Raw genomic sequence first — 16,268 nt, 5'->3', positions numbered from 1 at the left:
GTCCTGTGCAATAGCGACGGACGTCTTTCTTGTTGTTGTAACCCACCGCGCGACCAGTCATGACGGCCTTTGCAGCGGAAGCCATGCATGGATTACAGCCCGTTGGCGGTTGGGAAACAAATGCTCGAAGACACCAAAACCAATACTTTTTTGCACTTCGAGCAAGACGCTCAGAGACTTTCCGCGCGGACCTTGGTGATGCCGTCCTCGCGGTAAAGCTGCAAGGTGCCCGGCGTGGATTCGATCACGCGCTCGTTTTCGATGAGGAAGGAATAGGTCGCCACCGGGCTGCCCGAAGCCCGCAGATTGCGGTACTCGTAGACCACCAGGGAGTCCAGCTGCGCAATGTGCTGGGGCGTGCCGAAACTCTGCCTCACCTGCTCCTGCGTATGGCCACCGAATTGCGACGGGTCGACCGGGGGCGTGGAGGGTGTCGAACTGCAACCCGACAGGCCGACGAGCAGGAGAGCAAAGGATAGGCGTTTCATGGTGGCTCCGCGGGAACGTCAAATAGACAGTCAAATGAGCTGCCGTACAGAACCAGACGGACCCGCAAAACCCTGAATCATTCCCAGGCTCCGGCGAAAAAGCGCCTGAGCGGCTGGCCATTCGTCGGTAACCTCTACCGCCTTTAGAAGACCCAGCGCTGCGCCTGTATCAGCGGCTGTTTTTCGGCATCCCAATAGTCGCTGCCGACAGTTTGTCGATCAGCGTTACGGTGAGGTTTGCTTGCTGAAATCAAGATGCCGTTAGTGGCCGCGGTGATAGGTAACGTCAGATCGGCGAGTTTGAGCGGAGGGAGTTGCGGCAGGGTGGAAGCCTGACTATTGCAGGCGACGAGGGTTGCCAGGGCGCTGGCCAGAAGACGAATTCCCATTCCTTGGGCCTCCCACTAGATCCGAGCCACGACTGTAGCACCCGGTCTGTTCAAGAGTTCCGATGTTAGAAGTTGTAAGCTTTTATCTGTGAGCTGGTTCCGCTAGGAAGTGCCAGGGCATCACACCCTGGCCAATCCAACCGGTCGCAGGCTCAGGAGGTAGACGCGGTGGTGGTCTGCTGCGCGGCGAGATAGTCGAAGAGTGCCGGGCAATCCGACACCAGGCTCAGCAGCGTCTGGCCGGACAGCGGCTCCTGGCGCAGTAACACCTTCTCACCGCGGGCGTTCAGATAGAGGGTGTATTCCGGCGTACTGGACTGGGCGATGAAGCCTTCACCCATCAGCGCACTACCGAGCGCCATGCGCTGGGGCAGGTTGCAGCGGCCCTGCCATTGGCAGGCGCGGATGCCGAGGTTATCCAGGGACTCCGCGACCGGACAGTCGATGAGGAGCGGCGGATGATCGAACAGCGGAAATTCGCTCGACAGCAGCTCGAGATGCCGCTCCAGAGCTTCGAAGTGTTGCCTGGGAAGCAACCGACGCAGTTGCTGCAGTTGGCTGTTGCCTTGGAATAGCGACGTTTGTGCGGTCATGGCGTCCTCCGGGTACATCGAGCGCTCAGTGGTTCTGACCGGCTGCCAGCGGATTTGGTGCGGCCCGCCCGAACATTTCGCCGTATCGACTGCCCTTGGCGGATAGGTTGCAACAGCCAGATGACACTCGAGTGACCAACCTGGTGATCAGCACCCGGGAGCCCCAGGGCGCGGGGCCTGCTCGGTCCAGGCCCAAGATCGATGGGGATTCTTTTCCGGCCGCAGCGGTGGCACCCTGGCGCCTTTCAGCAATAGGAACGCCCATGATCGCTATCGACCCTGCCGTCACCGAACGCTATCGCGCCGTCCAGGAGATCGCCCGGGAAGCTGCCCAGCTTGGCCTCGAGTTCTATCGCCAACGCGGCACGCTGCAGGTGGATCACAAGGGCGAAGACCTGCAGGACGTGGTCAGTATTGCCGACAAGACCCTGGAAGAGCTGATCCGGCAACGGCTGAGCGAACGCTTCCCCGAAGATGGTTTGCTGGGCGAGGAGGGCGGTGCCACCGACCTGGCCGCTGCCTATCTATGGGTCATAGATCCCATCGACGGTACTGCACCCTTTCTCAACGGCCTGCACAACTGGTGCGTCTCCATCGGCCTGATGCACCAAGGCAAGCCCTTGCTCGGCGCGATCATGGATCCGAATCACGATGAGCTCTTTCATGGTCTCCGGGGGCACGGCGCCTTCGTCAACGACCAGCCGCTGCGGGTGCATGCGGCCACCGACGTCCGCCATGGACTCACCGGCCTGGGCACCACCCATCGCCGAGGCAAGGAGCATTTCCTGCCCTTCGTGACCGGCCTGCTGGCCGAGGGTGGTCAATTCTTCCGCAACGGCTCAGGAGCGCTGATGACTGCCTATGTCGCCGCCGGACGCCTGATCGGCTACTACGAAACCCTGATCCACGGCTGGGATTGCCTGGCCGGATTGGTGCTGATCCAGGAGGTCGGCGGGCGCCACAACGACTTCCTGCGCAACGACGGCCTGGTCAATGGCAACCCCTTGCTGGTCGCGGCGCCCGGCGTCTATGACCAACTCGCCGCGCTGGTGGGCCCTTCGCTGGACGGCTGAGCGAGGCGAGGACGGCAAGCTCCAGGCGCAGGCGCTGACCGGCTTCAGCGCTGCTCCTTGCGGTAGATGCTGGGTTGCCAGTAATCCTTGAGCAGTAGATGCAGCGGGCCACGCCAGCCGCGCTTGCGCAATTGCCAGGCGATCAGCACATTCATGATGCCATGGCCCATCAGCAGCACCGAGCCATGACGCTCGGCCAGTTCGATGAGCTGCTCGGCCGCCTGACTGGCGCGGACGGACGATGAGCCGATGGATTCGGTGTGGGCGGCGAAGCCCAGGAACCAGGCCGAGCGGAACAGCAGCCGCCAGGCCTTGACCGGTAGCCGTGGCGCATCCCGTTCCAGATAGGGCAGGTGTGCCTCTGCATACCGCTCATCGGTGGGGCTGTCCGCATGGCCCACCAGGTATTCCAACGAGCGTACACAACGGCTGATCGGGCTGCTCAGCACCGCCCCAGCCTCCTGGGCGAGCCGGCGCGTCTGCGCGGGAATCCGGTCGCCTGGTACCGGAGCCTTCTGGTAGCGGGCTACCCACTCCTTCATTTCCCGCGGGGTGCACTGAGCCTTGCTGGAAAGATTAGGTTTGCCATGACGGACCAGGATGATGTGCATGAAAGGCGACCTGTGAAAGATGCTCACTAGACCGCAAGGTTTGCCGTTCGTCTCGCTGAGGCGCGATCTTGAGGGGTGATGGCTAAGTGCCATTCATTCGGTTCGTCGGGCCGCTGGGCTTGTTTAGCTTTAAAAGGTGATCTGGTTCAAGAAAATGGCGCCATAGAATCTAACGGCGAACGGCGGTACCGGGCACACTCCAGGATCCTCCCGAGTCTGCCGCTAGTCTGTAGTGCCATTTGGAGCTGCTTTGTCTGGGGACCGGGACGTTATGAAAAGAGCTTTGTGGGTGTTGTTGCTGTTCGGGTTACTGGTCAGGGCACCCGGGGTCTTTGCCGATGACGCCCACGTGGCCTTGATCAAGAGCGTTGCGGGCAGCGTCAAGATCTTGCGCCAGGCTGCCATTCTGGACGCCAAGGTCGGCATGACCTTGCAGGTAGCGGATCGCCTGCAAGCGGGGCCGGAATCCACGGCGGCCATCGTCTTTCTCGACGGGACCCTGCTCACCCTGGGCAGCGGCGCCGATGCGCAATTGCGTGACTATCTGTTCGAACCCAAGAACAGCCACTATGGCTTCTCGCTGTATCTGAACAAGGGTTCGGCCATCTACGCCTCCGGCAAGATCGGCAAGGTCTCACCCGAGTCGGTGAAGATCGAAACGCCGTCCGCCACCATCGGGGTGCGTGGCACCCGTTTCCTGGTGCAGGCGCAATGAAACCCATGCTCGAATCCGGTTCTTCTCCTCGTCCCTTGCTGAATGTGCTGATGTTCACCCTCGTGTTGTTGGGCGGCTGTGCCAGTTCACCGCGAACCAGCGTGGTGCTGATGCCCGACGAAGACGGCCACGTCGGTGCCATCACGGTCGCCAGCGCTGGCGGGCGGCAGGCCGTAGACCAGGGCTATGCCGAGGTCTCCGTGACCCAGCCCGCTCAGGCGCCCTCACCACCCCAGGTGGTGAGCCAGGCCCTCTTCGACCAACAGCATCGCCAGATCCTCGCGGCTCAGCCTTCGCCCCCCAAGACCTTCACACTCAATTTCCTCTCCGACAGCATGGAGCTCACGCCGCAGTCCAAGGCGCTGCTGCCGGAGGTGCTGGAGACGGCGCGTCAGCGTCTGCCGACCGAGATCTCGGTATTCGGTCACGCGGATGCTTCCGGTACTGCGGCCTACAACCTAGAGCTTTCGGCCCAGCGCGCGCGCAAGGTCGCCGCGCTGTTGCAGCGCCTCGATCCTCATCTGGTCGTCAATGTCGATTTCTTTGGCGACAAGGTTCCGCTGGTGCCATCCCGGCCTGGGAAATCCGAACCGCGTAACCGACGTGTCGAAATCCTGATCCTCTAGAGCCCGGTGCATGAACGCCATTGCCACAGCGTTGCGCCGTCGCGCGCCTTGGATGTTCCTGGTCAGCCTCGGGCTCTCGCTGGCCTTCGGCCTGGGTGCCATGCTGTACTGGGCGCCGCTGGAGTACCTCGACCGCGTCGCCTACGATCAGCTCAGTAGAGTCTTCGCCGACGCCGAGGACGCCAAGGATGTCCAGGTGGTCAGCATCGACGAGGCCAGCCTCGCCGCACTGGGACAATGGCCCTGGCCACGCTATCGGATCGCTGAATTGCTCTCCCGCATCGCCGAAGCCCAGCCGGCGGCGATTGCCGTCGACATCCTCTTCAGCGAGCCGGACCGCACCTCGCTCAGGGCGCTGCAAAACACCTTCAAGGCTGATTTCGGTCTGGACCTGAACGTTGCCGGGATACCGCCGGAGTTGCAGGACAACGATGGCTATCTCGGCCAGGTGATGGGCCAGACCGGCGCGGTGGGCGCCCGCTTCCTGAGCCAGGCGGCGGAGCCGGCACCGGCCACCGGCCTGCGGGCCGGCGTGGGCTTCGAGGGTGCCCTGGATACCTTGCAACTACCCAAGGCGATTGGCGTGTTGAACAACGTGCCGGCGATCGCCAGCCAGACGCGCTTCAACGGTTTCATCAACAGTCAGCCGGACAGCGATGGTGTCCTGCGTCGCGTCCCGCTGCTGATGATGCATCAGGGCATCGTCCATCCAAGCCTGGCGTTGGCCGCGGTCATGCGCGCGTTGAACATGACCAGTGCTACGGTGACGTCAGGTTTCTTCGGGCCGACGCTGCACCTGAGCACTCATCAGGTGGCGCTTGATGATCAAGGCCGCGCGCTGTTGCGCCTGAACGCCGGTCCCGAGCGCTATCCGCAAGTGTCGGCGCTGGACGTGCTCAGGGGCGAAGTGCCCAAGGCGTCGTTCGAGGGGCGCGTCGTCTTCGTCGGCGTTTCGGCCGTCGGCTTGAATGACAGGCATGCCACGGCACTGGGCCAGAACTTCTCCGGCGCCAGGCTACAGGCGGCCCTGGCGCAGGATCTGCTCGACGCCACTCCAGTCCGCGTTCCACCCTTCGCGGGCCCGTTGCAGCTGTTGCTCTGTCTGGCTTGCGGTCTGCTGCTGTCGGTGGGTTTCTTCACCCAGCGTAGCCATCGGCGTTTCGGCCTGCTGGTGGTCGCACTCTTGAGCGCACACCTGGGGATCGGTGCCTGGCTGTTCGCCCGCCACGGTGTCTTCCTACCCTTGGCCGCGCCGCTGCTGCTGGTGCTGCTGTTGTCGGGACTGGCCACAGTGACGCGCGTGCTGGTCGCGCGGCAGCACGAGCGCCGTTGGCGCCGACAACTCGAACGGTCACGCCAGGTCACCATTGAGTCCATGGCCGCGGTGGCCGAAACGCGCGATCCGGAGACCGGGGCCCACATCAAGCGTACCCAGCATTACGTGCGCGCCATCGCCGAACAGCTGCAGCGAACCGGCCAGGCAGGCGATGTCCTCACGCCGGAATACATTCAGCTGTTGTTCCTCTCCGCGCCCTTGCACGACATCGGCAAGGTTGGGGTGCCCGACGCCATCCTGCTCAAGCCCGGCCGCCTCACGCCGGACGAGATGGCCATCATGCAGCGCCACGCCGAGTTCGGCCGGCAGATCATCTTGAATACCGCCAGCCATCTGGAAGAAGAGGACAACTTCCTCGCCCTGGCCGCCGACATCGCCGCCACCCACCATGAAAAATGGGACGGCAGCGGCTATCCGAATCGCCTGAGCGGCACGGCCATTCCCCTGGCCGGACGTATCATGGCCGTGGCCGACATCTACGATGCCCTGATCAGCCGGCGGTGCTACAAGGAACCCTTCAGCCACGAGTACTCGTTGGAGCTGATGCGTGAGATGCGTGGGACCACCTTCGATCCGCTGATCTTGGATGCCTTCCTGGCCATCGAGCCGCAGATCCTGGCCATCGCCGGACGCTTCCACGATGAAGGCGCTGGCGGTTCTCGCCGCCTGCTGTGAGCGATGCCAATCGACAGCGCGTGCGGCTCAGCCGATCGCTGCTAGCGACTGGGGTCCCATCCGTCCAGGTCAGCCATTCGTTAAGGCGTTGGCTGCCAGGACTTCTCCTCTTAATAGTCTGCTCATAGAGCCTCACTGGCGCCCTGAGCCTAGGTCTGCTAAATCCCATTCACGCCATGGGTGCTCCCCCGTTTTCGGCTCGCGGAAACATTTTCATCGAAAATACCGTGAAAATTTCCAAAACTCTCGATGTTGGCAAATACCCATCCTTGAGAGGTTCGTCCACGGCAAGCGTAAATATGATGTTATTTATGATACTAATTTGCATTTACAGCTGAGGTTGAGTTGCATAGCCTGCGTCCCGCCGTGCAAGACGGCACCGGATGCCGGTCCCTGGAAAGTTTCCAGCGAGTCCTTACGTAGGGTACGGACGGGTCGGCGTCTTCCTAGAGGACGACCCACGACATGCAGCTCTTCTCCCTTCGCCTTCTCGCGCTTTCCGTTTCCCTGAGCGTGGCGGCCTTGGCCCAGGCCGCACCTGTCTCATTGGCGCAATCCGCGCAGCCGCTCGCCGATGCCTTGCAGAGCTTCGCGCGCGCCAGTGGTCTCGAGGTGAACTACGATCCCGCGACCCTGGCCGGCAAACGCGCGCCGGCGCTGGCCGGGCGCCTGGAGCCGGACGTCGCCCTGCAACGCCTGCTGGCGGGCAGTGGCCTGGCGGCCTCGTTCCGCGGTAACGTCGTGACCATCGCGCCCGTGGCGACCCAGGCCGCGCCCGGCAGCGTGGCGCTGGATGCCACCACCATCACCGCGGACGACGGCTCCCTGGTGGGCCGCGCGACCACCGAGGGCACCCACTCCTACACCACGGGGGCGATGAGCACCTCCACCGGCCTGCCTCTGTCGATCCGCGAGACGCCCCAGTCGGTGAGTGTCATCACCCGGCAGCGCATGGAAGACCAAGGCATGACCGACCTCAACGACGTGGTCAGATATGCCCCTGGCGTGACGCTCAACAAGTTCGGCGGCGACCGTCAGGAGTTCCTCGCGCGCGGCTTCCGTATCGACAACATCATGTACGACGGCCTGCCCACCACCGCCGGGACCTTCACCCTCGACACCCTGTCCTCGGCGGATCTGGCCCTCTACGACCGCGTCGAGGTGGTCCGCGGCGCCACCGGCCTGATGACTGGCGCCGGCGACCCCTCCGCGACCCTCAACCTGGTGCGCAAGCGGCCTACGGCCTTTCCCCAGGTCAGCATCACCACCAGCGCCGGCAGCTGGGATCGCTACCGCACCGAAGTCGACGCCTCCAACAAGCTGAACGAAGCCGGCACCCTGCGTGGCCGTGCGGTCGCCGCCTACGAGGATGGCAACAGCTTCCAGGACGTGCGCGAGCGCCAGCGCCAGACCTTCTACGGCGTGCTCGAAGCGGACCTGAGTGATGCCACTACCTGGACCCTCGGTGCCTCCAAGCAGCGCGAAGACAAGACCTCCGACTGGGGCAGCCTGCCCAGTGGCCCCAATGGCGAAGACCTGCACCTGCCGCGCTCCACCTTCCTGAGCGGCGACTGGTCCTACTGGGATCAGGACACCTACACCCTGTTCTCCGACATCACCCATACCTTCGCCAATGGCTGGAAGGCCAAGCTGGCGGCGCAGCAGGTGTGGGCGAATTCCGATACCTACTCCAACTATCTGACGTCCGTGGCACCGGACTACAGCTACACCTCCGTCAGCGATCTCGGTACCGCCTCCGGCGCCTATCGCACCGACTCCGATCAGCTCAACCTCGACGCCTCGGTCAACGGCCCCTTCCAGCTGCTGGGTCGGGAGCATGAGTTGATGGCCGGGATCAGTCGGCGCCAGGAGAAGTTCTACCAGCGCGGTGGCTATTCGGCGCCCACCCCGGTCGACATCTTCGACTTCCGCCCCAGCAGCATCGCCAAGCCGGCCAAGGCCAGCCTGTCACCCTATGCCAGCAAGAACACCACCACCGAAGAGGCGGTATACGCCGCGGCGCGCTTCAACCCCATGGATCCCCTGCATATCATCGTCGGGGGCCGGGTCAGCTGGTACGACTTCGACAATCTGTACAGTGACAACGACTACAAGGCCACGCGCGAAGTCACGCCCTATGCCGGCATCATTTACGACCTGAACGACACCTATTCGGTCTACGCCAGCTACACCGAGATCTTCAAGCCACAAAGCGAGCAGGACACGGGTGGTTCGGTCCTGCAGCCCATGACCGGCAAGAGCTACGAGATCGGCCTCAAGGGCGCCTATTTCGACGGTGCCCTGAACGCCTCCGTCGCGCTATTCGATACGCTGCAAGAGAACCGCGCCTATCTGCCGGCCAACCAGGCCACCTTCTGCCCGGGCTATCCGGCGCGCAGTTGCTACGATGCGGCCGGCGAAGTGCGCAGCCGCGGTATCGACGCGGAAATCTCCGGTCAGTTGACGCCCCAGTGGCAGGCCTCTGCTGCCTACACCCTGCTAGTGAGCCAATACACCAAGGATGTCACCTACGAAGGCCGCCGCTTCGCACCCGATCAGCCCAAGCACCTGTTCAAGGCGGCCACCAGCTACCAACTGACCGGTGCCTTGAGCAACTGGCGAATCGGCGGGGACGTCCAGGCGCAGAGCGAAACCTTCCAACGGGTCGGCAACGGCGAAGCCAAGCAGAATCGCTATGCCCTGGTAGGCCTGATGGCAGGCTATCGCTTCAACGAGCACTGGGATGGTCGCGTCAATTTCAACAACGTCTTCGACGAGAAGTACTGGCAGGGGATTCCAGAAGGCACAGGGCAGGGCGTTTACGGTGATCCCCGCAACGTCATGTTCAGCCTGAAGTGGACGCTCTGATCCCCTGACGGCTCGCTACGCCCTTGTCCGCGCCCCCGGACCTGGGCGAAGCTGCGGACTCCCACTTGGAGTCACGCACATGTCCATCCAGTTGGAGCGCTTCGCCGAACGCCATGCCGAAGGGCTGGCCGCCCTCTATGGCGATCCAGCGGTGGCACGACAAGTTCTGCAACTGCCCTACCAGACCGCCGAGCAGTGGCGGCAGCGTATGAATGGCGAACGCGAAGGGCGGGTGGCTCTGGTCGCCTTGCAGCAGGGCCGGGTGGTGGGCAGCGCCAGCCTCGAACAGCAGCCACGCATTCGCCGCCAGCATTGCGGTGCGATCGGCATGGGCGTCGCCCGCGATTGCCAAGGGCAGGGCATCGGTAGCCAACTGCTGGCTGCCTTGCTCGATCTCGCCGACAACTGGATGAACCTGCAGCGAGTGGAGCTGACCGTGTTCAGCGACAACGAGCCGGCCTTGGCGCTGTACCGCAAATTCGGTTTCGAAGAGGAGGGGCTGCTGCGCCGTTATGCGCTGCGCGACGGGGTCTTCGTCGACGTCTACAGCATGGCGCGCTTCAAGCCCTGATGGGGGTGTATGAGGAAAACTTGAGTTCCATACAAGAAACCTGAGTTTGTCTCATGCAGTCCCGGATAGGACAATCTCCACTCTGTTCAGGTGGAGGTGTGCAATGGTCAGGATTCATTCCCAGGGTTCTTCGCGGATCGAGCGACACCAGGATTCGGCCTCGGCGAACAGTCTTGAGTCTGGCGCCATCGCCGCGTTCAGCGCCGGGCAGCAAAGACGTCAGGAACACTGGCGCACTCAGCAGGCGGCAGGTATCGAGCTGCTGGCCGTGGGCGACTTCGCCTGGGGCGACCGGGTCCTGGCGCACTCTTTCCTGGTAGGCCTGAGCTCTGGCCAGCCCTCCGTTGCCGCTCGACAGGATCAAAGCGCCCGGGCACGCTGGTTCGCTAGCGAACAGTCCTATCAGGTCCCTGAATTCGCTCGCGATCAAGCGTTCGCCATCGGTTGGGAGCAGCTGTTCGACGAGGTAGCCGAGGCCCGGGCACTTGGCCTGGCCGTCAAACCCATCATCCTGGGGCCGCTGAGCTACCTCTGGCTCGGTCGCGCCCGCGACACCGACGTGGAGCGGCTCGATCTCCTGGAACGCCTGCTGCCGGTCTATGGCGAGATTTTCGCCCGGTTGGCCGCGCAGGGGGTGGAGTGGATTCAGATCGATGAGCCCATCCTCACTCTCGAACTGCCCCTGGCGTGGCGCAATGCCTTCGAGCGGGCCTACAACCTGCTGCAGCGCGAGCCGCTCAAGAAGCTCCTGGCGGTGAGCCATGGCGAATTGCTGGACAATCTGGGGCTGGCCACCGGCTTGCCGGTGGAGGGGCTGCACGTCGACTGGCCGCGTACGGCTCAGGCGCAACAGGCGCTGCTCGACCGCCTGCCTGCCTACAAGACGCTCTCGCTGGGCCAGGTCGAGCGAGAGCCGGGGCAGCAAGAGCCTCGCCTGACCTTCATTCGCCAGGCGAGCGAACGACTCAAGGAGCGCCTCTGGTTGGCGCCTGCCCGTACACACTCAGCCGCCGCAGATGCCGAGTTCGCGCTATGGGTCCGGGCCGCCCGCGAAGCCGCAGCAGCCAAGCCGGTGCCGGCCGCGGGCAAACCTTGGTCGGCGATAGAGGCGGCCTTGGCGAAACTAGGGGCTGCCCAGGCGGGGCTGGCGTCGCGCTGATCGGCGCCGCACTAGCGGTGGGCGGTCAGCAGTAACCCGCCGGCACCGGCGAAGAAGGCACCCGTGGCCTGGTTGAGCCGGCGCACGCCGCGTGGCCCGCGGATGAAGCGCCGAATCTGCCGGCCGAAGAGGCCATAGATGAAAGCAGCGACCATTTCCGCGAACAGGTGCGTGCCGCCCAGGTAGGCGAATTGCTGCGCCGTGGGCCGATTGGGATCGATGAATTGCGGGAAGATCGCGGCGAACAGCAGGATCGCCTTGGGATTGCTGATGCCGATCAAGAACTCCTGCAGCATCAAGCGGTGTAGCGCGCGCGGCTGCACCGTGCTGGTCTCGGCCAGGTCCAGCCCTTCGAAGGCTCGGCTGCGCCAACTCCTCACGCCCAGGTAGAGCAGGTAGAGCGCGCCGATCCACTTGATGACGCTGAAGGCCAGCTCCGAAGCCAGCAGCATGGCGCCCAGGCCGACCGCTGAGATCACCAGGAAGACCGTGAAGGCCACATTGCGACCCAAGGCGGCCAGCCCCGCCGTGACCGCGCCATAGCGGATGCCATTGCTCAGCGAGCAGAAGTTATTGGGTCCCGGTGTCAGGGCGATGAGCAGGGCGACTGGAAAGAACAGCAGGGCATCGATGAGATTCATGGCGATCGCCTTGGGCGCGGCCAGGCCGCGCGGGAGGAGGAGGGCTATTTGAACCGTCTTTCCACGCCTTTCTCCACCAGAATCTTCGCCGAGATCTCTTCCACGGAAAAATGCGTGGTGTTGATGAAGGAGATGTTCTCGCGGCGGAACAGACTCTCCACCTCGCGCAATTCGAATTCGCACTGGGCGAAGCTGGCATAGCGGCTGTTCGGTCGGCGTTCATGGCGGATCGCCGCCAGGCGCTCCGCGTCGATGGTCAAGCCGAACAGCTTGTCACGGTAGGTCTTGAGCGAGGCGGGGAGCTGCAGGCGCTCCATGTCCTCTTCGGTCAGCGGATAGTTGGCGGCGCGGATGCCGTATTGCAGCGCCATATAGAGGCAGGTCGGCGTCTTGCCGCAACGCGAGACCCCCACCAGGATGAGATCGGCCTGGGCATAGTGGGTGGTGCGGGCACCGTCGTCGTTTTCGAGTGCGAAATTGACGGCCTCGATGCGCTCCATGTAGTGGCTGTTGTGCATGATCGAATGTGACTTCCCTACCGAATACGAAGATTCGGCGGAAAGTTCCCGTTCGAGCGGGGATAAAAAGGTGGAGAAGATGTCGATCATGAACCCGTTCGACTGGTCCAGAATGGCCCGGATGTCACGGTTGACGATGGTGTCGAAGATGATCGGCCGGGCGCCGTCCTGAACGGCGGCGGCATTGATCTGCTGTACCATGGCCCTGGCCTTGTCCAGCGTATCCACGTAGGGGCGGGTGACCTTCCTGAAGGTGATGTCCCCGAACTGGGCCAGGAGGCTTTGACCGAGGGTTTCGGCCGTGATGCCGGTACCGTCGGAAATGAAAAAGGCGGTTCGTTGCATGGCATGGACGTCCTGGTGGCGTACGGAGCAGGGATCGCTGCACTGTAACCCACCGCCGTCCACTGTCCATGGGGCGAGCGCCGAGGCGTACTGCTTTCCCACAAAGACACAAGATGGAGAGAAGACCTTGGACGAGTATGTAATTTCACTGGAGCAGCTCGGCGTACACGACGTCGAGCGCGTGGGCGGCAAGAACGCATCCCTCGGCGAGATGATCGCCAACCTGGCCGGCGCGGGCGTCTCCGTACCGGGCGGGTTCGCCACCACGGCCCAGGCCTACCGCGATTTCCTCGAGCAGAGCGGGCTGAACGATCGCATTCATGCCGCCCTCGATGCCTTGGACGTCGACGACGTCAACGCCCTGGCCAAGACCGGCGCCCAGATCCGCCAGTGGGTCATGGACGCGCCTTTCCCGGAGCGCCTCGACAGCGAAATCCGCAAGGCCTTCGCCGAAATCTCCGCCGGCAACCCCAACCTGGCCGTCGCCGTGCGCTCCTCGGCCACCGCCGAAGACCTGCCCGATGCCTCCTTCGCCGGTCAGCAGGAAACCTTCCTCAACATCCGCGGCGTCGACAACGTCATCCGCGCCGCCAAGGAAGTCTTCGCCTCTCTCTTCAATGACCGCGCCATCGCCTACCGCGTGCACCAGGGCTTCGATCACAAGCTGGTCGCCCTGTCCGCCGGCGTGCAGCGCATGGTCCGCTCCGAGACCGGCGCCGCCGGCGTGCTCTTCACCCTGGATACCGAGTCGGGCTTCCGCGATGCGGTCTTCGTCACCGCCGCCTACGGCCTTGGCGAGACCGTGGTGCAGGGTGCCGTCAACCCGGATGAGTTCTATGTCCACAAGCCCACCCTGGAAGCCGGCCGCCCGGCCATCCTCAGACGCAACCTGGGCAGCAAGGCCATCAAGATGGTCTACGGCGAAGAAGCCAAGGCCGGTCGCTCCGTCCGTACCGTCGACGTCGAGCCCGCCGACCGTGCGCGCTTCTCCATCACCGACGCCGAAGTCACCGAACTGGCCAAGCAGGCCCTGATCATCGAGCGTCACTACGGCCGGCCCATGGACATCGAATGGGCCAAGGACGGGGACGACGGCAAGCTCTACATCGTCCAGGCCCGCCCCGAGACCGTGAAGAGCCGCGCCAGCGCCACCGTCATGGAACGCTACCTGCTCAAGGACAAGGGCCAGGTGCTGGTCGAGGGCCGCGCCATCGGCCAGCGCATCGGCGCCGGCAAGGTCAAGATCATCCGCGACGTCAGCGAGATGGACCGCGTCCAGCCCGGCGACGTGCTGGTCTCCGACATGACCGACCCCGATTGGGAACCGGTGATGAAGCGTGCCAGCGCCATCGTCACCAACCGCGGCGGTCGCACCTGCCACGCCGCCATCATCGCCCGCGAGCTGGGCATCCCGGCGGTGGTCGGCTGCGGCAACGCCACCAGCCTGCTCAAGGATGGCCAGACCGTCACCGTCTCCTGCGCCGAGGGCGATACCGGCCTGATCTACGAAGGCGAACTGGGCTTCGATATTCGCCAAAGCTCGGTGGATGCCATGCCCGAGCTGCCGTTCAAGATCATGATGAACGTCGGCAACCCCGACCGCGCCTTCGACTTCGCCCAGCTGCCTAATGCCGGCGTGGGCCTGGCGCGTCTCGAATTCATCATCAACCGCATGATCGGCGTGCACCCCAAGGCGCTGCTCAATTACGACAGCCTGCCCTTCGAGGTGAAGGAAAGCGTCGACAAGCGCATCGCCGGCTATTCCGACCCGGTCGGCTTCTATGTCGAGAAGCTGGTGGAGGGTGTGTCCACCCTGGCCGCGGCCTTCTGGCCGAAGAAAGTCATCGTGCGCCTGTCGGACTTCAAGTCCAACGAATACGCCAACCTCATCGGTGGCAAACTCTACGAGCCGGAGGAAGAGAACCCCATGCTGGGCTTCCGCGGCGCGTCCCGCTACATCAGCGAGAACTTCCGCGACTGCTTCGAGCTGGAATGCCGCGCCATGAAGAAGGTGCGCGAGGAGATGGGGCTGACCAACGTCGAACTCATGGTGCCCTTCGTGCGCACCCTGGACGAGGCGGCGCGCGTGGTCGAGTTGCTCGGCGAGAATGGCCTCAAGCGTGGTGAGAACGACCTGCGCGTCATCATGATGTGCGAGCTGCCCTCCAACGCGCTGCTGGCGGACGAATTCCTCGAACACTTCGACGGCTTCTCCATCGGCTCCAACGACCTGACCCAGCTCACCCTGGGCCTGGACCGCGATTCCGGCATCATCGCCCACCTGTTCGACGAGCGGAATCCGGCGGTCAAGAAGCTGCTGGCCAATGCCATCGCCGCCTGCAACCGCGCCGGCAAGTACATCGGCATCTGCGGTCAGGGTCCCTCGGACCATCCGGACCTCGCCAAGTGGCTGATGGAGCAGGGGATCGAAAGCGTGTCCCTCAACCCCGACTCCGTCCTCGACACCTGGTTTTTCCTGGCCGAAGGCAACGCCTGATCCAGCGGCTCACCCCGTCGCCCAGGTGGCGGGGTGAGCCGAGATCGGGCGCAAGCCCACGCCAACGATCGTCTCCCCCGTTCCAACCCCAGGGTGTACAGCCTTCGCCGGATCGCTATACCGTAGCGTCGTGATCCTCGCACGAGACGATAGATGCAGCAGTACGACAGCGATGTGGAGCAGGGCCTCATCTATGGCTATCTACTCGATGGCCGCGGGGGTGGACGACGGCTGAACCGTCGAGAACTGGCGGAAGTCGAGCCGGCGCCCCACGAGGTACTCTGGCTGCACTGGGATCGCAGCGTCCCGGAAGCCCAGGCGTGGCTGCGCCAGTCCAGTGGCCTGAGTGAATTCGCCTGCGACCTGCTGCTCGAAGAGGCGACGCGTCCGCGCCTGGTCACTCAGCCTGACGACAGCCTGCTGCTGTTCCTGCGCGGGGTGAATCTCAACCCCGGTGCCGTTCCCGAAGACATGGTCTCGCTGCGCGTCTTCGTCGAAAAGCGGCGGGTCATCTCCCTGCGCATGAGACCCATGAAAGCCGCCGCCGAGGTCCAGGAGGATATCGAGGCGGGTATCGGCGCCCAGAGTGCCGAAGATCTGGTCCTCTACCTGGCCAGCTACATGACCAGTCGGGTGGACGACCTGGTTCGCGACCTTTCCGAGCAACTCGACAGCCTCGAAGAGCAGAGCGATCAGGACGACAAGACGCTACCCGATCATGGCCGGGTACTAGCCCTCAGGCGTCGCGCCACGGGCTTGCGTCGCTACCTCGCTCCCCAACGCGACATCTATGCGGATCTGTCGCGCGGCAAGCCCGCCTGGTTCGTCGCCGCGGCGAGCCAGGGTTACTGGAGCGAATTGCACAACAGCCTGGTCCGTAACCTGGAAGAGCTGGAGTTGATGCGTGAGCGCGTCGCCTTGCTGCAGGAGGCCGAGCAGCGCGCGACCACCGAACGCACCAACCGCACCCTCTATCTGCTCGCCATCATCACCGGTTTCTTCCTGCCCATCAGCTTCATCACCGGTCTGCTCGGGATGAACATGGGCGGGCTGCCGGGTTCTTCCTCACCCTTCGGCTTCCTGGTGGCTTGCCTGTTGATCGGTGCCGTGGCGGTCTTCCAGGTCTGGCTGTTCCGTCGGCTGCGCTGGCTGTGACCCGTTTC

General features: G+C 63.8%; 14 protein-coding genes and 1 pseudogene. 9 read left to right on the top strand and 6 right to left on the bottom strand.

Annotated elements, in window-relative coordinates:
• Positions 1–170 precede the first annotated feature (170 nt).
• The 3 genes from FAZ11_RS16625 to FAZ11_RS16615 form a co-directional block, all read right to left on the bottom strand.
• Positions 171–488 (bottom strand): YdgH/BhsA/McbA family protein, encoded by a 318-nt coding sequence (locus FAZ11_RS16625; protein ID WP_058765495.1) that lies wholly within the window; start codon positions 486–488, stop codon positions 171–173.
• Positions 489–631: 143 nt separating this feature from the next.
• A complete protein-coding gene (locus FAZ11_RS16620; RefSeq protein WP_081323370.1) occupies positions 632–877 on the bottom strand; it encodes a hypothetical protein in 246 nt (81 codons plus the stop codon).
• 152 nt (positions 878–1,029) lie between these two features.
• Positions 1,030–1,470, bottom strand: coding sequence for a hypothetical protein (locus tag FAZ11_RS16615; protein WP_058767185.1), 441 nt, complete (start codon positions 1,468–1,470; stop codon positions 1,030–1,032).
• Positions 1,471–1,733: 263 nt separating this feature from the next.
• Between FAZ11_RS16615 and FAZ11_RS16610 the strand changes: the two genes are divergently transcribed.
• Positions 1,734–2,543: an inositol monophosphatase family protein gene (locus FAZ11_RS16610; RefSeq protein WP_058782215.1), complete on the top strand. Its 810-nt coding sequence runs from the start codon at positions 1,734–1,736 to the stop codon at positions 2,541–2,543.
• A 44-nt stretch (positions 2,544–2,587) separates the two neighbouring features.
• On the opposite strand, the gene FAZ11_RS16605 is transcribed toward FAZ11_RS16610, so the two are convergent.
• Complete coding sequence (locus tag FAZ11_RS16605) at positions 2,588–3,154, bottom strand: histidine phosphatase family protein (RefSeq protein ID WP_058774103.1); 567 nt, start codon at positions 3,152–3,154, stop codon at positions 2,588–2,590.
• 271 nt (positions 3,155–3,425) lie between these two features.
• Here FAZ11_RS16605 and FAZ11_RS16600 point away from each other — a divergent pair, with 271 nt between their 5' ends.
• The 6 genes and pseudogenes from FAZ11_RS16600 to FAZ11_RS16575 form a co-directional block, all read left to right on the top strand.
• A complete protein-coding gene (locus FAZ11_RS16600) occupies positions 3,426–3,869 on the top strand; it encodes a FecR family protein (protein ID WP_058767081.1) in 444 nt (147 codons plus the stop codon).
• Positions 3,866–4,495, top strand: coding sequence for an OmpA family protein (locus FAZ11_RS16595; protein ID WP_058774102.1), 630 nt, complete (start codon positions 3,866–3,868; stop codon positions 4,493–4,495). Before FAZ11_RS16600 ends, FAZ11_RS16595 begins: the two co-directional genes overlap by 4 nt.
• A gap of 10 nt (positions 4,496–4,505) precedes the next feature.
• The gene (locus FAZ11_RS16590; RefSeq protein ID WP_137279351.1) at positions 4,506–6,506 is read left to right on the top strand and encodes a CHASE2 domain-containing protein; all 2,001 of its coding nucleotides are present in this window, start codon (positions 4,506–4,508) and stop codon (positions 6,504–6,506) included.
• A 465-nt stretch (positions 6,507–6,971) separates the two neighbouring features.
• A complete protein-coding gene (locus FAZ11_RS16585) occupies positions 6,972–9,374 on the top strand; it encodes a TonB-dependent siderophore receptor (protein ID WP_058774100.1) in 2,403 nt (800 codons plus the stop codon).
• A 79-nt stretch (positions 9,375–9,453) separates the two neighbouring features.
• Positions 9,454–9,945 (top strand): GNAT family N-acetyltransferase, encoded by a 492-nt coding sequence (locus FAZ11_RS16580; RefSeq protein ID WP_058762483.1) that lies wholly within the window; start codon positions 9,454–9,456, stop codon positions 9,943–9,945.
• A gap of 217 nt (positions 9,946–10,162) precedes the next feature.
• A pseudogene (locus FAZ11_RS16575) lies at positions 10,163–10,939 on the top strand (uroporphyrinogen decarboxylase/cobalamine-independent methonine synthase family protein); the annotation flags it as partial.
• Between the two features lie 176 nt (positions 10,940–11,115).
• Here the strand turns inward: FAZ11_RS16575 and FAZ11_RS16570 are convergent.
• Both FAZ11_RS16570 and ppsR read right to left on the bottom strand, forming a co-directional pair.
• Positions 11,116–11,745 carry a LysE family translocator gene (locus FAZ11_RS16570; protein ID WP_058774098.1) on the bottom strand — a complete coding sequence of 210 codons (630 nt, stop codon included), beginning with the start codon at positions 11,743–11,745 and terminating at the stop codon, positions 11,116–11,118.
• Positions 11,746–11,789: 44 nt separating this feature from the next.
• Positions 11,790–12,608 carry a posphoenolpyruvate synthetase regulatory kinase/phosphorylase PpsR gene (ppsR, locus tag FAZ11_RS16565; RefSeq protein ID WP_058767088.1) on the bottom strand — a complete coding sequence of 273 codons (819 nt, stop codon included), beginning with the start codon at positions 12,606–12,608 and terminating at the stop codon, positions 11,790–11,792.
• A gap of 127 nt (positions 12,609–12,735) precedes the next feature.
• On the opposite strand from ppsR, the gene ppsA reads away from it, so the two are divergent.
• Both ppsA and FAZ11_RS16555 read left to right on the top strand, forming a co-directional pair.
• Complete coding sequence (gene ppsA / locus FAZ11_RS16560) at positions 12,736–15,105, top strand: phosphoenolpyruvate synthase (protein ID WP_137279352.1); 2,370 nt, start codon at positions 12,736–12,738, stop codon at positions 15,103–15,105.
• 153 nt (positions 15,106–15,258) lie between these two features.
• Positions 15,259–16,260: a zinc transporter ZntB gene (locus FAZ11_RS16555; protein WP_058762478.1), complete on the top strand. Its 1,002-nt coding sequence runs from the start codon at positions 15,259–15,261 to the stop codon at positions 16,258–16,260.
• Positions 16,261–16,268 lie beyond the last annotated feature (8 nt).

This window comes from Pseudomonas rhizoryzae, from assembly GCF_005250615.1.
Classification (GTDB): domain Bacteria; phylum Pseudomonadota; class Gammaproteobacteria; order Pseudomonadales; family Pseudomonadaceae; genus Chryseomonas; species Chryseomonas rhizoryzae.
The sequence above is the reverse complement of the archived record's forward strand: the minus strand, read 5'-3'. Positions and strand labels throughout refer to the sequence as shown.